The organism is Spiroplasma endosymbiont of Cantharis nigra (assembly GCF_964019925.1).
GTDB lineage: Bacteria > Bacillota_I > Bacilli_A > Mycoplasmatales > Mycoplasmataceae > Spiroplasma_A.
In genome coordinates, this window is the sequence record NZ_OZ026470.1 from 30,810 (window position 1) to 47,276 (window position 16,467).

Genomic DNA, 16,467 nt, shown 5'->3' on the forward strand with positions numbered 1-16,467 from the left:
CGATTACAAGAGGTAAAAAAAATGATATTCTTAAAAAAAATTGAAGCGTTTGGGTTCAAGTCTTTTGCTGAACCTACTACTTTAAATTTTGACTTTTCAATGACAGGGATAGTAGGTCCCAATGGTAGCGGTAAATCTAATATAAATGATGCTATTATGTGAGCTCTTGGAGAACAATCATATAAATCACTTCGTGGAGATTCAATTGATGATATTGTATTCTCAGGAAGTAGTGAAAAGAAACCATTAAACATGGCAGAAATTACCCTTGTATTCGACAATAGCAATAAGGCCTTTAGTTCATTAGAATATAATGAAGTTTCAATTACAAGAAAGTTTTTCAGATTAACAAAAGAATCTGAATATTACATAAATGGAAGTAGAGTTCGTTTAAAAGATATTCAAGATGTTGCTTTAGAAACAGGTTTAACTAAATCAAGTTTAGCAATTATATCTCAAGGATCAATTAGTAACTTTGTTGAATCAAAACCTGAAGATAGAAGAAGGCTTTTTGATGAAGCAGCAGGGGTTGCTCGTTATAAGAAAAGAAAAGACGAAGCTATTAGAAAACTTGTAAGATCACAAGAAAATCTAGATAGACTAAATGACATAATAAATGAAATTGAAAGGAAATTACCAACTTTAAAAAAACAATCAAAAAAAGCTGAATCTTATAAAGAATTTTTTGATGAACTAAAAAATATTGAAGTTGCAGTTCTTGTAAATGACATAAAACTTTATAAGCAAAAAATAATTGAAATTAATGAGCAAAAAAGTGAACTAAAATTAGAAATTAATTCGTTAGATAAACAAATTAGTAAAAGAAGTGAAGAGTTTAATACTATTGCCGATTCAAATTATAATAAGGAAAAAGAATTATCAAATCTTAATAAAGGGTTTACTAAAATAGTAGAGAAAATTAGTGAATTAAAAGTTTCAAGAATTACTCTTGAGTCTAAAAAAAATAAAGTTGATATTGATGATAAAGAGTTTAAAATTTCTGATTTAAAAAATAAGGCAAAGGAATTAGAAATTAGATTAGAAGCTGAAGAGCAAAAGCTTTCAAAATTATTAAAAGATAAAGTTAAAAAAAGAGAAGGTTTAGATGATGCTAGTCAAAAACGTTTTAGATTAAATCAAGAATTAGATGCAATCAGAAAGCAACTTGCTAAAACTGAATCTAGTTTAGAAACTCTATTAGCAAGAAAACATTCTTTTGATAACTTATTTGAAGGAGTAAAAAATATTCTTGAAAATAGATCAACACTATCAGGAATTATGGGAACTGTTCAAGAATTAATTAGTGTAAATAAAAATTATGAAGTTGCACTTTTAACTGTAATTCAAAATGGATTACAAAATATAGTTGTTAAATCAACTGCAGATGTAAAAATTTCAATCGATTTCTTAAAAAGCAATAAAGCAGGTTATGCAACATTTTTACCACTTGATAATTTAAAACCTAGTTTTATTAATAATGAAACAAGATTTATTATTCAAAAATCAAAAGGATTTATTGGGTTTGGAAATGAACTTGTAAATATAGATAAAAAATATCAAGTAGTATTAGATTATCTTTTATCAAATTATTTGGTTGTTGATGATTATGAAAATGCAATAGAACTTTCAAAAATTACAAATCAAAAGTTTCATATAGTAACTTTAGATGGGCAAAGAATATTACCACATGGAGCAATTATTGGTGGAAGTAGAAGAAGTAAAAATGTAGTTTTAAATGATTCAGTTCAAATTCAAGAATATGAAAATCAGAAAAAAGAACTTGATCAAAAAGAACTTGAAACTTCTAAAGAAGTAGAAGCTCTAAGTGGTATGATAGAAGTTTTACGTGAAGAAATTGCTGAAATTCAAACTGCAATAGGAGCTTCTAGAAACTCTTCTCAATTAATTGAAAAAGAGGCAACTGAAGTAAAAGAAGAATTTAGAATAATTACTGGTAAAGAACTTGATGGAGGTCAACAAGAATTCCAATCAATTGATGAGCAAATTATTAAAATTATTTCTGAGATATCGGCACAAGAAACATTAAAGGATGAAATTCAACAACAAATTAATGTTATTAGAACTTTAAAAGATAAATCAAATGAAAGACAAAATAGTTTAAACTCAATTATTAACCAAGATAGAGGTTTATTATCTTCATTAAAAGATAAGTATTCAAACTTAAACTCTGATGGAACTTTAATGCAAGAAAAACAAGTTAATGCAACAACGAGATTAGCTCAAAATTATAGCTTAACTTTTGAAGCAGCATTGGAACTAAATACTAATCTTATTGAAACAGAAAGTGAAGTTAGAGATAGAATTAATTATCTAAGAAAAGAAATTCACTCATTGGGAAATGTTAACTTAGATTCAATTGATGAATATCAAGAAGAAAATGAAAGATATCAAACATATGTTGAGCAAACTCAAGATGTACTTGAATCTATTAAAAATCTAAAAGATGCAATTGGCGATATGGATCAACAAATGATAATACAGTTCAAAAAAATAATTAAAGATGTTAATGGAGTATTACCAGATACATTTGCAACATTATTTGGGGGGGGAACTGCATCAATTATTTATACAAATCCAGATGATGTTTTAAATACAGGTATTGATTTAAAAATAGCTCCACCAGGTAAAAAAATTGCAAATTTAAATCTATTAAGTGGTGGAGAAAAATCAATGGTAGCATTATCTGTTTTATTCTCGATTTTAAAAGTTAAACCAATTCCATTGGTTATTCTAGATGAGGTAGAAGCTCCTCTAGATATTGCAAACGTAGAACGATTTGCAAAATATATTAAGACATTTACTAAGAGTACACAATTCATGATTGTTACTCATAGAATGGGTACAATGGAAAATTGTGACACTTTATTTGGAGCAACAATGGAACAAAAGGGTATTACAAAACTTGTTCAAATTAAGTTAATTGAAGCAAAAAAATTATCAAATACAAATTAGCATAGAAATGCTAGGAGACGAAATATGACAAGAAAAATAAGCATAATATTACTGGCATTCTTATCAGTAATATTGTGTCTATGAATATGAAGTGCAGTTGCACCTAAAAAAGCAATTATTTTGGGAGGAAGCACAAGTGTTAACCCGTTTATGCAAAAACTTACAAAAGAATATTATAAGAAACCAGAAAAAGTAGATTTTATTTATAATTCAACAGGGAGCCAAGCAGGTGTTGGTGGAGTAGAAAAAGATATGTATACATCTGGTTTTATCTCTAAAGATATAAATAATAAGACTTTAACTAAAGGAAATAACTTTTTAGAAATATGTCAAAACTCAAATGAATGTGAATTTGTTCCAGAAGCAATTGAAGAAATTCAAAATGTTGAAAAGAATAATTCATATATTGCATTAGAGTTTGCAATTGATGCAATTGGAGTAATATATAATCCTCCTGCATATTGAAATAAGAAAATTAAATTAGTAGATGATAATGAAATTAGTTTAAATGATCTTATGAATTTTAAAAAAGAAGATGAAGATGAATTATTAAAAAAAGCTTATAGTGGAAATTATACTTGAGAAGAGTTGGCAATACAGTTATTAGGATCAAAAGAAGACTGAAATAATAGTCAAGATTTTTATGAGGAAATGTTGAACTTGATAAATATTCAATCAAAAACTAAACTAATTACTTTTACTAGAGAAGATGGGTCTGGAACAAGATCAGCTTTTTCAGATTTAACTAAAATAAAGGATATGTCTTCATCAAATGTTGTTAATTCAAATGGTTCAATGATTGAAAACATGACTAAAAGTCCAAGTTTAGGTTACGTTTCTAATGGATTTTTAGGTCAATTGTCTGAAGATGGTGTTGTAAAATTAGCTGGATTTAATAATTACAAATTACCAATAGGAAAAGAAAATGTTCCTTTAAAATGATCAAAAGAAGAAAAAAAATGGCAAGATTGAAAACCAGAAATAGAATCTGTAGAATCTAATATTAATGAATCAATTACAGATAAATTTATTAAAACTGCTTATGAATTTAAAAGACCATTCATTGCTATATTTAGTATATATAATAAAAAATTAAATCAATTAATGGAGCTTTTTAATTTTATGAATAGTGATGGTTCAAATGAAGTATTCAAAAGTGAAGGACTTGTTAAAAATATGAAATATAAATCTTTAGGAGGTACTTCTAATGGTTAAAAGCTCTGTAAAAAGTTTACCAAAGGCTAAAACTTCTAAAATGGATTTATCAACTAAAATATCTGTATTTTTTGTAACAACAATTGTGCTTATTATATTAGCGGTTTTAGTTGGATATATATTATATAAATCTGTTCCAGTATTTCAAGAGTTTTCTTTTTTTAAGTTCTTATTTTCTGGAATGTGAGCACCAGCAAGAGATGGTGAAGATGGTTCTTATGGATTAGGTAAGATAATATTATCTACTCTAATGATGTTATTTTTAACTTTATTATTTGCAATACCTTTAACAATATTTAGTTCACTGTTTATTACTGAGTACTTAAAAAATAGAACAAAAAAATTTGTAGTAACTATGATTCAATTATTGGCTGGGATTCCATCTGTTGTTTTTGGATTATTTGCACTAGATCAAATTGGACCAATTTTTGTTGCCATGGGTGCACCAACTAGTGGAAATATGATGACAGCAAGTTTTACATTGGCTTTTATGGCTTTACCAACAATGATTAGTTTATCTGTTAATGCTATTGAATCAGTTCCAGAGGGGCATAGATTTGCGTCTCTTGGATTAGGAATGACAAAAGAAAAAACTACTTTTGGTGTAGTTTTAGTAGCGGCAATGCCAAAAATTATTACAGCGATTATTACAGGAGTTGCTAGAATTATTGGTGAAACAATGGCTGTTATATTAATAGCAGGAAATTCAACAAAAGGGTTAAATACAGATGATGGCTTTTTTGGATTTATATTTTCTTCAATTAGAACTTTAGCAGGAACAATTGGTTTAGAAATGTTAGAAAATCATGGGACAACTCATGAGTCTGCACTTTATGCTATTGGGATGGTTTTATTTGTAATAGTTATTTTTATAAACTTATTAATTATTGCTGTGGGAAATATTAACAATAAAAAAACAAAGTCTATTAAAAATATGAAGCATAAAAAAGTGAAAGCAATTAAAAATGATTATCGATATGACAGTCATAATTTAAATATTCTTGTTCACACTTATACTGAAAAAAGATTTGCCAAAAGAGTAAATAGTTTTATTCTTAATTTCTTTATGATTTCTTCAACTGCAATAATCGTTGGGTTTACGAGTTGAATTTTACTGACAGTTACAATTAAGGGGATTGGCGGATTTGATGCAGCAGCTTTTGTTGAAATTGAAGGACAAAGAAGTGGAATTTTTGCTCTATTATTTACAACAATATTGTTAGTTTTAGCCACAATAATATTTGCTATACCATTAGCTTTAATAGTGGCTATATATTTGGCAGAGTATGCTCACAAAGATAGTAAGTTTGCAAAAATTATAAGATTTTCAATAAACGTACTTGCATCAACACCAAGTATTGTATTTGGTGTTTTTGGATTAAGTTTATTTGTAGTAGGTATGGGAATTCCAATGTCCATATTTGCAGCAAGTTTAACAATGACAATTGTAGTATTGCCATCAATGATAACAAACTTTGAGGATTCAATTACAGGAGTGCCTTTACTTTATAAAGAAGCTGCTTACGGAATGGGTATGACAAAAACAGGAGTTCTGTTTAAAGTTATCATTCCAAATTCAACTAAGGGACTTGTTACTGCAATAATTCTAGCTGTTGCTAGAATTATTGGAGAATCAGCGCCTGTTTACTTAACTTTGGGAACTGCTGTAAGAATGCCATCAGAAGGATTCTTCTCATCAGGAGCTACATTAACTACTCAAATTTATATGATGGCTTCAGAGGGAAATGATCCGCATACTTTAGGAGTAGCTTATCAAATTGCCCTAGTTACAATATTTTTAGTTTTAGGTTTAAATATTTTAAGTAAGTATATTGGTTTCAAATTAAATCCAATTCATAAAAAAGTATCAATGAAAATGCGATTCAAACTATTTATTGGAATGTTTACATGAACAAGTATTAAAAAGGTTTCATTAAAAACAAAAAAAGATACAATATCCTTGTATAAGAAATGAGTAAATGTCTTTAATTTTAAAAGAATAAAAATATATGCTAAAAATGCTAAAACTCGAAATAATGTTATAAGAACAATTAAGAGTGAATCAAAATTAAGGTCTAAACCTAAAAAAATAAAAAAATTAAAAGAGAGTGAGAATTAAAAGATGGCTTCAGATAAAAATGTAGAAAATGAAATTGTTGAAACTGAGGATTTAGAAATATTATCAGAAGAGAAAATATTTCAAAAACCTAAAAAAGTACCTTTGAAGCAAAGACAAAATGTAATAGAAATTGAAGGATTTAATTTCTATTACAACTCTGGTTCAAAACAAGCATTATTTGATATAAATATGGCAGTAAAGGAAAATACAGTTACAGCTTTTATTGGACCATCTGGGTGTGGGAAATCAACACTATTAAGATCAATAAATAGAATGAATGATCTTGTAGATAATATTGCAATTGATGGAAAAATTATTGTTCATTCAAAAGATGTTTATGAAAAGGGTACTGATGTTGTTAAATTAAGAACTGAAGTTGGTATGGTATTTCAAAAAGCAAATCCATTTCCTATGTCAATTTATGATAATGTAGCTTTTGGTCCAAGAAATCAGGGAATTTCAGATAAGAATATTTTAAATCAAATTGTTGAGGATTCATTAAAAAAAGCAGCACTTTGAGATGATGTAAAAGATTACTTAAAGGACTCAGCGTTGGGATTAAGTGGTGGCCAACAACAAAGATTATGTATTGCAAGAGCAATAGCAATGAGACCAAAAATTTTATTAATGGATGAACCAACTAGTGCATTAGATCCGATAGCAACTTTAAAAGTCGAAGAACTTATACTAAAATTGAAAAATGAATATACAATAGTAATAGTAACCCATTCAATGGCACAAGCTACAAGAGTGAGTGATTATACAGCGTTTTTCTTACATGGTGAATTAATTGAGTATGATAGAACAAAAAAAATATTTACAAATCCAAAAGATCAAAAAACAGAAGATTATATTTCAGGAAGATTTGGATAGGAGGGGAATTGGATGTCATATAACAAAATATTAGATAGTGATATCAAAACTATTAAACGTGAATTAATAAGACTAGTAGAGGCTACAAAATCTCAATATGCAAATACTTTTGAATCTTTAAAATCACAAAATCTTGAATTAGCACAAGAAGTAGTTAATGGTGATATCAAAATAAATGATTTACAAAATAGTTTCACAAAAATGGCTTTGTGAAAAATTGCAAAACAACAAATGGTAGCTGGAGATTTAAGATTAGCAGTTGGTGGAGTTTTAATTAGCCGTGAAATTGAGAGAATTGCTGATGTGGCTAAACATATTTGTGCTTTTACTATCAAGTACAATCCCCAGCCAATTGAAATTGAATATATATCAAAAATGTTTGATTTAGTTAATAAGATGCTAAATATAATCTCACTTTTAATTGATAATTATGACAATGACCAACATCAAAAAGTTTTAAAGGCTGAAGAACAACTAAGTATGGAATTCTCAAATTTATCAAATATTTTAGCAACTAGGATATCAGATTCTAAAAATGAAACTGAGTCTAAAAAAATAATCACAATTGTAAGACAGCTAAAAAACCTAGAGAGAGCTGGAGAATGTCTTATAAATATTGAAGAAACATTACAATTTATTAGAACAGGTAAATTTGAAGAACTTCAAGAATCAATGATTAATAATTTGAGTACTAAGAAATAATAAAAGGAACTTTTAAAAAGTTCCTTTTATTATTTCTAATGTAATTAACTTAGCACAACTAAAGTACTTATTTGAAAGTGAGAAAGTAATTTGTTTTTCATTTTTTGCTTCAACTTTAAATAAGTTATTATAGTTAGCTCTATTTTTATTAAAAAATGAGTATTTTTTAATTCAATAAAATATTTCCTTATTCATCATTTCTTCATCTTCATAGTAGGTAATAAATTTATCACTTTTTTTAACTCCAATGTTTGATGAATCTCTTATTATTCTAAAATCCAAATTTGTATTATTCAAAAAATTGGCTTTTATAATATCATTTTGTTGTTTATTCAATTCTTGAAAGTCTAAGAACTCTCAAAATTCGTCTACATTATTTAAAAATATATTTGATGAAACATATTTGTCAAATATATTTTTAAATTTACTTTTCAAAATATCTTCTAGTTCAATTTGAAGATAGCTGCCTTTATTTAAAACTAATGGATTAATAAATAAGTATCTATTTAAAATGTTAACTACATCATCAATTTTGTCGTAGTTAAATAAAACAACATTAAACTTAATTAAGATTTTTTCATTAAGAATATTTGAGTTTTTCTTATCTTTAAATAAGATATCTATTTCTCCATTTTCTTGATTCAGTACTTCAAAATCAATTTTTTTGTATAAAGCCAATCCAAATTCACTATTAGAAAAGGCCTCCTTTAATAGTGTTTGTATTTCCTTATTTGTTAATTTATCCACATTTTCTTGCTTTTCAACTTTTAAATAAAGAAAATCATCTAAGCCAGCTAAAAATTTTGAATATTTATTTACATTTTTATCTGTTAGTGTCATACTTACACCAGCAGAAACAGTTAAACCTAAAGAAAGTCAAACTGATAACATTTTTTTCATAATATCCCCTCACACATTAATATATATAATATATTAAAATTATTATACAATTAATATTGAGAAATGAGGAATTTTTATGGGATTTTGAAGTAATTTAAAAGAGAGACGTGAAGTCAAAAAACAGCAAAAAAAACATAAAAAAGAGCACAAAAAAACTTTAACATTTTCAACTGATATAAAAAAATTGAGTAAACATTATAAGGAACCAAATAATGAATTTTTTGAGGACTTAGAAAATATTTTAATTAGAACTGATATGGGAATGAAAATGGTTTTAGAAATATCAAATAGAGTGAGAAAAAAAGCAAAAGCAAAGCATTCTTTTGATCAAATAAAAGAAATCCTTGTTGAAGAGATATATGAAACTTATAATACTGGTCGTAAATATAATGATAAATTAAACTATAAAGATGGTAGATTAAACATTTTTATAATGGTAGGTGTTAATGGTGTTGGAAAAACAACAAGTATTGCAAAAATAGCAAATTATTATTCAAGTATGGATAAAAAAGTTTTAATAGCAGCAGCAGATACATTTAGAGCAGGAGCTGTGGAACAACTTCAAGAATGATGTGATAAAAGGCTTAAAAATGTAGATTTAATAAAATCTGAAAATAATTCTAAAGACCCTGCAAGTGTTGTTTTTGATGGAATTAAAAAAGCAATTGCTGAAAAATATGATTTATTATTAATTGATACAGCTGGAAGACTTCAAAATAAAGAACACTTAATGAAAGAATTAGAAAAAATGACTAAAATTATTCAAAAAAGCATTTCTGATGGTCCTCATGAGAGATTGTTAGTTATTGATGCTCAAACTGGGCAAAATGGAATAAGTCAAGCAAAAGCCTTCTCGGAAACAACTAATGTTTCAGGGATAGTTCTTACAAAAATGGATGGTACAAGTAAAGGTGGAATTGCTTTAGCTATTAAAGATATTTTAAATATTCCAGTTAAATTAGTTGGTACGGGTGAAACTGTAAATGATATAGAAGAATTTGATATAGACAATTACATTTGAGAGCTAACATCAGATTTTATGGAAGATAATATAAATGATTAATCAAGATATACAAAAAAATGCTGATTTAGGACAACTATATGATTTTTATAAAAGGTTATTAACTGAAAAACAGTGTCAATATTTTGAATTGTATTTTTTTGAGGATTTAACTTTGCAAGAGATTGCTGAAGAATTTAAAGTATCAAGAAATGCTATTTATGATAGCATTAATAAAACTTCTTTATTATTAACTGATTTAGAAAATAAATTAAAATTAAAATTGAAAAATAATAAAATTAAAGAAACTTTGGATAATGCAAAAGTAAAGAAAATTTCAATAGAAGAATTAATTATAGAATTGGAGAAAAATTTATAATGAATTTTTTAGTGGTAGGAGATGTATATTCAAAATCTGGAAGAGATGTTTTAGAAAAACATCTTAGTTCAATTGTTCAAAAAAACAAAATTGATTTTATTATTGTTAATGGTGAAAATATTAGTCATGGTAAAGGTATAAATAAAAATCACTATGATTTTCTTAAAAAATTAAAAGTAAATGTAATAACTAGTGGAAATCACATTTTTAAAGTTAAAGAGACTTTTGATTTCATTGATAGTGTTGATGACCTTTTAAGACCTGCAAATATGAACTCTTTTAATTTGGGAGTTGGAACAAATCAATATAATTTTGGAAATTTAAAAATTAGAGTTACTAATATGATGGGCAAGAGTTTTATGGAACATGTAAATAATCCATATGAGGTAATGGACAAAATAATTGAAAAAAATACAGCTGATATACATATTGTTGATTTTCATGCTGAGGCAAGTGCTGAAAAATTAGCTTTTGCTTGAAACTATGATGGAATTTTAACAGCTATTATAGGAACCCATACACATGTTCAAACAGCAGATGAGAGGTTATTACCAAAAGGTACGGCTTTTATTACAGATGTTGGAATGACAGGACCTATTAACTCAATTATTGGAGCTAATCCAGAAGAAGTTATTTTTAAAGAAAAAACTGGACTACCAAGTAAATTTACACCATCTGAAAATCCTGGACTTCTTTGTGCTGTTATTATAAAATTAGACTCAAAAAATAAGGCAAAATCAATTGAGAGAATACAATTACAATAAACTTTTATTTCATATAAGGGCTTTTTATAAGAAAATATTTTCCATTTTAAATTGTGTATAATAAAAATATAAATACCTATTCCTAGGAGAGAAAATAATTATGAAAAGACAAGATAGACTTAGAAATTTACATGAATGTTTATTGGCTTTAGATAAAGAGGTTATGAATGTTTGTATGGGTATTGAACAAAACTTAAAATCACTTTTAAAATACAGAAATACTTATGATAGTGTTTTGAAAGAAATTGAATATGAAAGAAAAAATGAAATGTATGGACGATCATCAATTTATGATTTTGAGAAAATGAGAGTTAATTTAGAACAAGATGCAGGTAATGTTGTTTATGAGGCAATTAATGTTATAGGGAATAATGAGTTTATAACTAGAAAGCAGAATGTTATTTATGCATTTTGATTTATGGGACAATTTGATGTCTATGCATTAGAATTGGCGCATGAAGATTAAGAAAACTTATAAAAAGTACTTTTTTTAAGTACTTTTTATTTATAATTAAAAAAGGTGATTTTATGGAAATATGATTAGCTGTTTGAGAACTTCTTAGCATAATTGTTTATGTTATGCTTGGGACTTTTATTTTTATTTTTATTTTGACTTTAATTGCAAGAATAGTTAAATTTAATAAAATTAAATTTAAAGCATCTCCAATTATAAAAAGTGAACTTGTGAAGAAAAAAATGTTTAAAACTACTTCAGGTTATGAACTTAGATGATTTGGAGAAATTGATCCAAAGAGTGAATTTATTATTATTGGTGTTCATGATATTTATAGAAATAGAAAAGATTTTGATAAATTGGAATCTTGATTAAGAAAAAATCAAAAAAATAAGTATTCTTTAGTATCTTATGATCAAAGAAACTGTGGAGAAAATGAAGTGAATAATCATTTTAGTTTTGGTGCATCAATTTCTGACTTAGCAGAAATTATTGAAGTTATTAGTGAGACAAATCCTAATGCTAAAATAGTACTTTTAGGGGAGGGATTTGGAGGTAGTATTTGTTCATTTTTTTCAAAAGATAAGAGAGTATATAAAATTATTTCTTCTTCATTAAGATTAAATAATCCTTATAAAAAAGGATTTAACTTTTATTTAAAACTATGATGGGGAACACTTTTTAGAGCAAATACTAAACTTGTAGAACCAATTAATGGATTAGATTTTACTGATGAAAAAGAGTATGCAAAAAAATTAGAAGATGAAAATATAACAAAAAATTTATTAACTGTAACTGATTATTATCTATGAAAAAAAATTAATAAGAAGTCAATTAAAAATATTAATAGTTCAGAAATAAGCATTAGTATATTTCTTTCAAATAATGATTTTTATTGTGATTCAAAAAAAATAGCAAAGTATCTATCAAAGTTAGATAAGGATAAATATTTTTTAGAAACGATTAAAGAAAAAAAGCATTATTTATTAAATACTAAAAAATCAGAAGATGTATTTGAATTAATTGTTAAAAATATATAAAAATTTGTTATTATTACTTTGTAAAACTTAAAATTATTCTTATTTGGAACTACTGAGAGAAAACAACTCAATGAGGTAGTAGCAACCTATTAAATTAGGTGCTGAAATTAAGGGGAAACCAACGATGAGATCTATTTAACTTCTCTTTTGTTGGAGAAGTTTTCATTTTTTTGAAGGAGAAAAGAAATAAAATATGAAAAAATTATTTACTAGTGAATCGGTTTCAGAGGGACATCCAGATAAAATTTGTGATCAAATAAGTGATGCAATATTGGATGAATGCTTAAAACAGGATTCTAATTCAAAAGTTGCTTGTGAAACTTTTGTTACAGAAAACTATTTATTAATTGGTGGAGAAATAACTACAAAAGCAATTGTCGATTATGCTGGAATTGCCAAGTGAGTTTTAAAAAGAGTTGGCTATAATGATGCTTCTACAGGTATTGACCCAGAAAAATGTGAGATAGTAGTTAAAATTAATACACAATCTCCTGATATTGCAATGGGTGTTGATAAAAAAGATATGGGAGCAGGAGATCAAGGAATTATGTTTGGTTATGCAAATAGTGAAACACAAACCTATATGCCATATTCAATACAAATAGCTCATGATTTAGTTCATATGGCTTCAAAATTAAGAAAAAATGGAGCTTTTAAATGGGCTCAACCAGATATGAAATCACAAGTAACAATTGATTATACTAATGAAAAAAATCCAAGAATTGATACAATTTTAATGTCAATTCAACATGACAATGATTATAATCAAGAAACTTTTGAAAAGTTTATAAAAAATAATATTATGGATATCATTGCAAAACGATATGGATTAAATACTGATTTTAAGGTTTTAATTAATCCAACAGGAAGATTTGTTATTGGTGGACCAAAGGGTGATACAGGACTTACTGGAAGAAAAATTATTGTAGATACTTATGGTGGATATTCTCGTCATGGAGGAGGAGCTTTCTCTGGAAAAGATCCAAGTAAAGTTGATAGAAGTGCTGCTTATATGTGCCGTTATGCCGCAAAGAATATTGTTGCTGCAAAATTAGCTGATAAAGTTGAAATTCAAGTAAGTTATGCAATTGGTAAGCCAGACCCAGTTTCTATTTTTATAGAAACTTTTGGAACAACTAAAGTATCTATGGATGTTATTTATAAAGCTCTAAATGATAATTTTAATTTTAAAGTTAGCTCAATTATCAATACATTAGATTTAAAAGCACCAGTATATTTTAGAACAAGTAAATATGGTCATTTTGGAAAAAAAGAATTTAGTTGAGAAAAGTTAGATAAAGTAAGAGTTTTGGAGGAATATTTGTAAGATGCTATTAGAAGTTATTGGAAAAGATTTTAAAGATATTAGATTAATAAATAATTCTAATGCAAATAGAATTGAATTTTGTAAGGATTTAAAAGTTGGGGGTTTAACACCTGCTTTAGAAGATATTAAATATGCTTGTGATTTATCAAAATTACCAATAAATATTATTGTTAGAAATACAGCAAGAGATTTTTTTTATACTGAAAAAGAAAAAAAAGATATGATAGAGCAAATTAAATTTATTAGAACAACAAAGGCAAATGGAATAGTTATTGGTGGTCTTAATAAGGACTTAACAATAGATGTTCAATTTATGAAACAAGTCATTAAACAAAAGGGAAATTTGGAGATAACATTTCATAAAGCATTTGATGAGGTGAAGGATTTTATTGAATCTTATCGAGTGTTAAATGAACTTGGAATAGATAATGTTTTAACAAGTGGTGGTAAGGATATAAAAAAGGGTAGAAAAATTATAAAAAAACTTGTTGCTCTTAACTTAAATACAAAAGTATTAGTTGGTGGAGGAATTGATCAAAAAAACTTTTCTAGTTTTAAAAAAATATCTAAAAATATTCATGTTGGTTCTTGTGTAAGAAATGATAAAAGTTGAGATGAAAGCGTTAATGATAAAAGAATTAATGAGTTATTGGAGATAAAGTAATGAAAGTAAATATAATTGGTGCTGGTTTAGCAGGTTGTGAAGCAGCGTGACAATTAGCAGAAAAGGGTATTGAAGTCTATTTATATGAAAAGAAAAAAATTCAGAAAAATGAAATTCAAACATTAGAAACATTTGGAGAATTAGTTTGTTCAAATACTTTTAGAAGTTTATCAACTCAAAATGCTGTTGGAATTTTAAAAAAGGAACTTAAACTTTTAAACTCCTTTATATTGGATTGTGCCTTTAAAACTCAGATTCCTTCTGATGATGCTCTTGCAGTAGATAGAAAAGCATTTTCAGATTTAGTCGATCAAAAAATAAGAAGTCATAAAAATATAAAGGTATTTGAAGAAGAATTTTTAGATTTAAATACACAAGAAATAGTTTTAATTGCAAGTGGTCCTTTATGTTCACAAGAGTTTAAAATGCAGTTAGAAAAATTACTTGGAAAACAAAAGTTATTTTATCTAGATGCATCTGCTCCTATAATTGAAAAACAGTCAATAGACTTTTCAAAAGTATATTATAAATCAAGATATAAAAATGATAATAGTTATATTTGTATACCGTTAAATGAAAAGGAATTTAGTATTTTTCATAATAAACTAGTAAATGCAAATACTGTTAATTTAAAAGATTTTGAACAAGAAATTTTTTTCAGAGGTTGTCAACCAATAGAGCAATTAGCTAAAAACTCTAAAAAGATACTATTGAAATCGGCTATGTCACCAAATGGATTAGAAAATTTTGATGGAATTATGCCTTATTCAGCTGTACAATTAAGAAGAGATGACGCGATGGATAATTTGTATAATATGGTTGGTTTTCAAACAAATATTATTTGAAAAGAGCAAAAGCAAATTTTCTCGTCTCTTCCAGGACTTGAAAATGCAGTCTTTAGAAGATTTGGAGTTATGCATAAAAACAGCTTTATAAATTCTCCTAAAATTCTTAATAACAAACTACAAATGATGAGAAAAAAGAATATATTCTTTGCTGGTCAAATTACAGGTGTAGAGGGATATATAGAGTCATTTGCATCAGGGTTAGTTGCAAGTAGAGGAATTCTTAGTTATATTAATCAAAGTGAATTTATAGCATTTCCAGAAGATACAATTTTAGGTAGTTTAATAAGTTATATTACAAATCCAAAGCATAAAAAATTAAAACCAATGAAGTCAAATATGGGTTTAGTAAAGATTGATCCTATAATGAGTTTTAATTCTAAGGAAGAAAAAAATTCTTATATCTATAAAAATGCTTTAAATAAAATAAAGTCTTTTATTTAGTTTAAATTATAAAATAAATAAAATGGAGGTTTTCTTTGTATAGAGATAAAAGAGTATGAGCTGAAATAGGCTCAAAATTAGTATCAAGTCTTTCATATTACAATGATTTTAAAATATCAGAAGAAGAAATATTTGAGTTAATTGCAAATGGAGAATATCTATTTGACGATTCAGAAGAAATCTATGGAAGAAACTTAATTAACCTATTAAAAATTTGAGAGATTATTAGAGCTAAAATCATTGAAACAAGAGAGAATTTTATAAATACTGCAAAGCATAAATGAGCTTTTACTTGAGAAGATTATAAAGAAATTTATGTATTACTTGATGAAAATGATAACTTTAAAGATATTTTTGAAAGTGAAGAATTTATTAAAAAAACAAGTGACGAAATGATCATTTTTTTTGAAAATGGTCTAATTGAAGAAAATGGTTTAGAAGCTATTTTAGAAGATATTTTAATTACATATATTTATTTTGCAGTTCAAAGTACATTAAGTATAAAGGCTTCAATTTTTATGTATTTAATAATAAATGCAATGCTTTTATATAAAGACTTTGGACCTTTATTAGCAACATATAGAGGTGAAGTAAGCAACATTTTTGATTTAGTATTGAGATTGGTAGTTCAATGTCAAAATTTACCAATTAAAAGTTATATAACAGCTCCTCTTTTTAGCGTATGTCTTTCAAGAATTATTGATTTATCTGAGAATAATAAAATATTCTTTGAGTCTATATAAAAACTACAATAGTTGGTCAAAGTAG

Annotated in this window: 15 protein-coding genes; 14 read left to right on the forward strand and 1 reads right to left on the reverse strand. The window is 26.4% G+C overall.

Annotated features, from left to right (window positions below):
- Positions 1-21 precede the first annotated feature (21 nt).
- From AACL04_RS00150 to phoU, 5 genes are read left to right on the forward strand one after another with little or no spacing between them, the layout of a single operon-like run.
- Positions 22-2,973 (forward strand): chromosome segregation protein SMC, encoded by a 2,952-nt coding sequence (locus AACL04_RS00150; RefSeq protein WP_339030302.1) that lies wholly within the window; start codon positions 22-24, stop codon positions 2,971-2,973.
- A 24-nt stretch (positions 2,974-2,997) separates the two neighbouring features.
- The gene (gene ptsS, locus AACL04_RS00155; RefSeq protein ID WP_339030304.1) at positions 2,998-4,188 is read left to right on the forward strand and encodes a phosphate ABC transporter substrate-binding protein; all 1,191 of its coding nucleotides are present in this window, start codon (positions 2,998-3,000) and stop codon (positions 4,186-4,188) included.
- Positions 4,181-6,307 (forward strand): phosphate ABC transporter permease PstA, encoded by a 2,127-nt coding sequence (gene pstA / locus AACL04_RS00160; RefSeq protein WP_339030306.1) that lies wholly within the window; start codon positions 4,181-4,183, stop codon positions 6,305-6,307. Before ptsS ends, pstA begins: the two co-directional genes overlap by 8 nt.
- Positions 6,308-6,310: 3 nt before the next feature.
- A complete protein-coding gene (gene pstB / locus AACL04_RS00165; protein WP_339030308.1) occupies positions 6,311-7,180 on the forward strand; it encodes a phosphate ABC transporter ATP-binding protein PstB in 870 nt (289 codons plus the stop codon).
- A gap of 12 nt (positions 7,181-7,192) precedes the next feature.
- The gene (gene phoU / locus AACL04_RS00170) at positions 7,193-7,882 is read left to right on the forward strand and encodes a phosphate signaling complex protein PhoU (RefSeq protein ID WP_339030310.1); all 690 of its coding nucleotides are present in this window, start codon (positions 7,193-7,195) and stop codon (positions 7,880-7,882) included.
- Positions 7,883-7,894: 12 nt separating this feature from the next.
- On the opposite strand, the gene AACL04_RS00175 is transcribed toward phoU, so the two are convergent.
- The gene (locus tag AACL04_RS00175) at positions 7,895-8,782 is read right to left on the reverse strand and encodes a hypothetical protein (RefSeq protein ID WP_339030312.1); all 888 of its coding nucleotides are present in this window, start codon (positions 8,780-8,782) and stop codon (positions 7,895-7,897) included.
- Positions 8,783-8,858: 76 nt separating this feature from the next.
- Here AACL04_RS00175 and ftsY point away from each other — a divergent pair, with 76 nt between their 5' ends.
- From ftsY to AACL04_RS00220, 9 genes are all read left to right on the forward strand, one after another.
- Complete coding sequence (gene ftsY, locus AACL04_RS00180; protein WP_339030314.1) at positions 8,859-9,845, forward strand: signal recognition particle-docking protein FtsY; 987 nt, start codon at positions 8,859-8,861, stop codon at positions 9,843-9,845.
- Positions 9,838-10,161 (forward strand): YlxM family DNA-binding protein, encoded by a 324-nt coding sequence (ylxM, locus tag AACL04_RS00185; RefSeq protein ID WP_339030316.1) that lies wholly within the window; start codon positions 9,838-9,840, stop codon positions 10,159-10,161. Before ftsY ends, ylxM begins: the two co-directional genes overlap by 8 nt.
- The gene (locus AACL04_RS00190) at positions 10,161-10,925 is read left to right on the forward strand and encodes a TIGR00282 family metallophosphoesterase (protein WP_339030318.1); all 765 of its coding nucleotides are present in this window, start codon (positions 10,161-10,163) and stop codon (positions 10,923-10,925) included. The genes ylxM and AACL04_RS00190 overlap by 1 nt, the downstream gene beginning before the upstream one ends.
- A 100-nt stretch (positions 10,926-11,025) precedes the next feature.
- A complete protein-coding gene (locus AACL04_RS00195) occupies positions 11,026-11,391 on the forward strand; it encodes a hypothetical protein (RefSeq protein ID WP_339030320.1) in 366 nt (121 codons plus the stop codon).
- A 62-nt stretch (positions 11,392-11,453) separates the two neighbouring features.
- On the forward strand, positions 11,454-12,419 hold the full coding sequence (locus AACL04_RS00200; RefSeq protein ID WP_339030322.1) for a serine aminopeptidase domain-containing protein: 966 nt from the start codon (positions 11,454-11,456) through the stop codon (positions 12,417-12,419).
- A 193-nt stretch (positions 12,420-12,612) separates the two neighbouring features.
- Entirely contained in the window at positions 12,613-13,746 is a 1,134-nt protein-coding gene (gene metK, locus AACL04_RS00205) for a methionine adenosyltransferase (RefSeq protein WP_339030324.1), read from the forward strand.
- A gap of 1 nt (position 13,747) precedes the next feature.
- On the forward strand, positions 13,748-14,410 hold the full coding sequence (locus tag AACL04_RS00210) for a copper homeostasis protein CutC (RefSeq protein ID WP_339030326.1): 663 nt from the start codon (positions 13,748-13,750) through the stop codon (positions 14,408-14,410).
- Positions 14,410-15,699 (forward strand): methylenetetrahydrofolate--tRNA-(uracil(54)-C(5))-methyltransferase (FADH(2)-oxidizing) TrmFO, encoded by a 1,290-nt coding sequence (gene trmFO, locus AACL04_RS00215; protein WP_339030328.1) that lies wholly within the window; start codon positions 14,410-14,412, stop codon positions 15,697-15,699. The genes AACL04_RS00210 and trmFO overlap by 1 nt, the downstream gene beginning before the upstream one ends.
- A 35-nt stretch (positions 15,700-15,734) precedes the next feature.
- The gene (locus AACL04_RS00220; RefSeq protein WP_339030329.1) at positions 15,735-16,442 is read left to right on the forward strand and encodes a hypothetical protein; all 708 of its coding nucleotides are present in this window, start codon (positions 15,735-15,737) and stop codon (positions 16,440-16,442) included.
- Positions 16,443-16,467 lie beyond the last annotated feature (25 nt).